The sequence below is a fragment of the Streptomyces sp. NH27 genome (genome assembly GCF_056859195.1).
On record NZ_JACEGK010000649.1, the window covers coordinates 1 to 3,858 of the forward strand.

3 protein-coding genes are annotated in these 3,858 nt (G+C 69.9%); all 3 read left to right on the forward strand.

Going from position 1 to position 3,858, the window contains the following annotated elements:
* Positions 1-49: 49 nt before the first annotated feature.
* A complete protein-coding gene (locus tag AC13HU_RS33780) occupies positions 50-1,342 on the forward strand; it encodes a VWA domain-containing protein (protein WP_483045804.1) in 1,293 nt (430 codons plus the stop codon).
* A 373-nt stretch (positions 1,343-1,715) separates the two neighbouring features.
* Positions 1,716-2,888 (forward strand): ADP-forming succinate--CoA ligase subunit beta, encoded by a 1,173-nt coding sequence (gene sucC, locus AC13HU_RS33785; RefSeq protein WP_483045805.1) that lies wholly within the window; start codon positions 1,716-1,718, stop codon positions 2,886-2,888.
* Between the two features lie 21 nt (positions 2,889-2,909).
* Complete coding sequence (gene sucD, locus AC13HU_RS33790; protein ID WP_483045806.1) at positions 2,910-3,794, forward strand: succinate--CoA ligase subunit alpha; 885 nt, start codon at positions 2,910-2,912, stop codon at positions 3,792-3,794.
* Positions 3,795-3,858 lie beyond the last annotated feature (64 nt).

Consider the following 3,858-nt stretch of genomic DNA (forward strand, 5'->3'; position numbering starts at 1 on the left):
AGGACGACGAGGACCCGGCGGAGCCGGACGACCGAGGGGGAGCACACGCATGACACACCCGCCGCACACGACCGGCCCCGGCACCAACCCCAACCCCAACTCCGGCACCAGCCCCAACTCCAGCCCCAGCCCCGGCCCCGACACCAGTACGGACTCCAACTCCGGTACCCCGTATGCCTCTACCCCGTACGCCTCCGACGCCGACGAACGGCTGCGGCGCTGGCGGCTCGTCCTCGGTGGAGGCGCCGCCGAGGGGACCGGCTGCGAGTTGAGCGGGCGGGACGCGGCGATGGACCGTACGCTCGGCGCGCTCTACGGTGGCCGGTCCGGCCAGGGGGAGGCCGAGGGCGCGGAGCGGTCCGCGGGGCTGGGCGGTTCGGCGCCGCGGGTGGCCCGTTGGTTGGGTGACATCCGCACGTACTTCCCGAGTTCCGTCGTGTCGGTGATGCAGCGCGACGCGATCGACCGGCTCGGCCTGTCCGCACTGCTGCTGGAGCCGGAGATGCTGGAGGCGGTCGAGGCGGACGTGCACCTGGTGGGCACCCTGCTGTCGCTGAACCGGGCGATGCCGGAGACCACCAAGGCCACCGCCCGGGCGGTGGTGCACAAGGTGGTGGCGGACCTGGAGAAGCGGCTCGCGACCAGGACCCGGGCGACGCTGACCGGCGCGCTGGACCGTTCGGCGAAGACCTATCGGCCGCGGCACCGCGACATCGACTGGGACCGCACCATCCGGGCCAACCTCAAGCACTACCTGCCCGAGCACGGCACCATCGTGCCCGAGCGGCTGGTCGGTTACGGCCGGGCGGACCAGGCGGTGAAGAAGGACGTCGTGCTGTGCATCGACCAGTCCGGCTCGATGGCCGCGTCCGTCGTCTTCGCCTCCGTCTTCGGTGCCGTGCTCGCGTCCATGCGGTCCATCGACACCAAGCTCGTGGTCTTCGACACGGCCGTGGTCGACCTCACCGACGAGCTCGACGACCCGGTGGACGTCCTCTTCGGCACCCAACTCGGCGGCGGCACCGACATCAACCGCGCGCTGGCGTACTGCCAGTCGCTGATCACCCGGCCCGCCGAGACCGTCGTGGTGCTGATCAGCGACCTGTACGAGGGCGGCATCCGCGACGAGATGCTCCGGCGGGTGGCGGCGATGAAGGCGTCCGGCGTGCAGTTCGTGGCGCTGCTCGCACTGTCCGACGAGGGCGCACCGGCGTATGACCGGGAGCACGCCGCCGCGCTCGCCGCCCTGGGCGCGCCGGCGTTCGCCTGCACTCCCGACCTCTTCCCGGAGGTCATGGCCGCCGCGATCGAGAAGCGCCCCCTCCCCATACCTGAAGCCTGACCCCCCGGGCCGCCCGGTTCTGTCGGAGGGAGCCGCACAAAATCGGAGGGAGCCGCACAAGAAAAGGGGGCGCCGGGGGGTACCCCGGTCCGTGTGGCGGGGCCACTCCGCAGGAGGTTGTGACCGTTCTCACCGCCTCCATGTGAGGCACGATTTAGGACGTCACGGCCCACGGCGATAACCTGCAAGACGGACATGCCGCGTACTCGGTCACCGTGTGCGCTTCCCTTGTGACTGTGCACAGTCGCCCTGCCCGTAGCGGCACGCCCAGCCGATCAGGCGGCGCTGTACTTCCGGCGGCAGCCGCCTGCGAGACGCTGAATTCCGGGCCATGCCCGAGGAATCCAGAAGACCATAAGGGAGACGGACGCGCGTGGACCTGTTCGAGTACCAGGCGAGGGACCTCTTCGCCAAGCACGGTGTACCGGTGCTGGCCGGTGAAGTCATCGACACGCCTGAGGCGGCGCGCGAGGTGACGGAGCGGCTGGGCGGCCGGGCGGTCGTCAAGGCACAAGTCAAGGTGGGAGGCCGCGGCAAGGCCGGCGGTGTGAAGCTGGCCGCCGACCCGGCCGACGCGGTGGCGAAGGCCGACGCGATCCTCGGGATGGACATCAAGGGCCACACGGTCCACAAGGTCATGCTCGCCCAGACGGCGGACATCAAGGACGAGTATTACGTCTCGTTCCTGCTGGACCGTACCAACCGCACCTTCCTCGCGATGGCCTCCGTCGAGGGCGGCGTCGAGATCGAGGTCGTCGCCGAGGAGAACCCCGACGCGCTGGCGAAGGTCCCGGTGGACGCGCTGGAGGGTGTGACCCCGGAGAAGGCCGCCGAGATCGTGGCCGCCGCGAAGTTCCCGGCCGAGATCGCCGACCAGGTCGCGGACGTGCTCCAGCAGCTGTGGACCGTCTTCGTCAAGGAAGACGCCCTGCTGGTCGAGGTCAACCCGCTGGTGAAGACCGGCGAGGGCCGGATCGTCGCGCTCGACGGCAAGGTCTCGCTCGACGAGAACGCCGCCTTCCGGCAGCCGGAGCACGAGGCGCTGGAGGACAAGGCCGCCGCCAACCCGCTGGAGGCCGCCGCCAAGGCCAAGGGCCTGAACTACGTCAAGCTCGAGGGCCAGGTCGGCATCATCGGCAACGGCGCGGGCCTGGTCATGTCCACCCTGGACGTCGTCGCCTACGCCGGTGAGGCGCACGGCGGCGTGAAGCCCGCCAACTTCCTCGACATCGGCGGTGGCGCGTCCGCCGAGGTGATGGCGAACGGCCTGGAGATCATCCTCGGCGACCCGGACGTCAAGTCCGTCTTCGTCAACGTCTTCGGCGGCATCACCGCCTGCGACGAGGTCGCCAACGGCATCGTGCAGGCCCTGGCGCTGCTCGCCTCGAAGGGCGAGGACGTCACCAAGCCGCTGGTGGTCCGCCTGGACGGCAACAACGCGGAGCTGGGTCGCAAGATCCTCTCGGACGCCAACCACCCGCTGGTACAGCGCGTCGACACCATGGACGGCGCGGCCGACAAGGCCGCCGAGCTGGCTGCGAAGTAAGGGAAGAGGACTCAAGACACCATGGCTATCTTCCTGACCAAGGACAGCAAGGTCATCGTCCAGGGCATGACCGGCGCGACCGGCATGAAGCACACCACCCTGATGCTGGCCGACGGCACCAACATCGTCGGCGGCGTCAACCCGCGCAAGGCCGGCACCACCGTCACCTTCGAGCAGGGTGACGTCCCGGTCTTCGGCACCGTCAAGGAGGCCATGGAGGCCACCGGCGCGGACGTCACCGTGATCTTCGTACCGGAGAAGTTCACCAAGAGCGCGGTCGTCGAGGCGATCGAGGCCGAGATCCCGCTCGCGGTCGTGATCACCGAGGGCGTCGCCGTCCACGACACCGCCGCGTTCTGGGCGCTCGCCCAGTCGAAGGGCAACAAGACCCGGATCATCGGCCCGAACTGCCCCGGCCTGATCACCCCCGGTCAGTCGAACGCGGGCATCATCCCCGGCGACATCACCAAGCCGGGCCGGATCGGCCTGGTCTCCAAGTCGGGCACGCTGACCTACCAGATGATGTACGAGCTGCGCGACATCGGCTTCTCGTCCGCGGTCGGCATCGGCGGCGACCCGATCATCGGCACCACGCACATCGACGCGCTCGCCGCGTTCGAGGCCGACCCCGACACCGACCTGATCGTGATGATCGGTGAGATCGGCGGCGACGCCGAGGAGCGGGCCGCGGCCTTCATCGAGAAGAACGTGACGAAGCCGGTCGTCGGCTACGTCGCGGGCTTCACCGCGCCCGAGGGCAAGACCATGGGCCACGCCGGCGCCATCGTCTCCGGTTCCTCCGGCACCGCGCAGGCGAAGAAGGAGGCCCTGGAGGCCGCGGGCGTCAAGGTCGGCAAGACGCCGTCCGAGACCGCACGGCTGGCCCGGGCCATCCTGGCGGGCTGACCAAGGCCCGCTCAGGGCCCTGATCGGGCCCGACTCAGTGGTTCACGGCGGCGCGGGTCTGCTT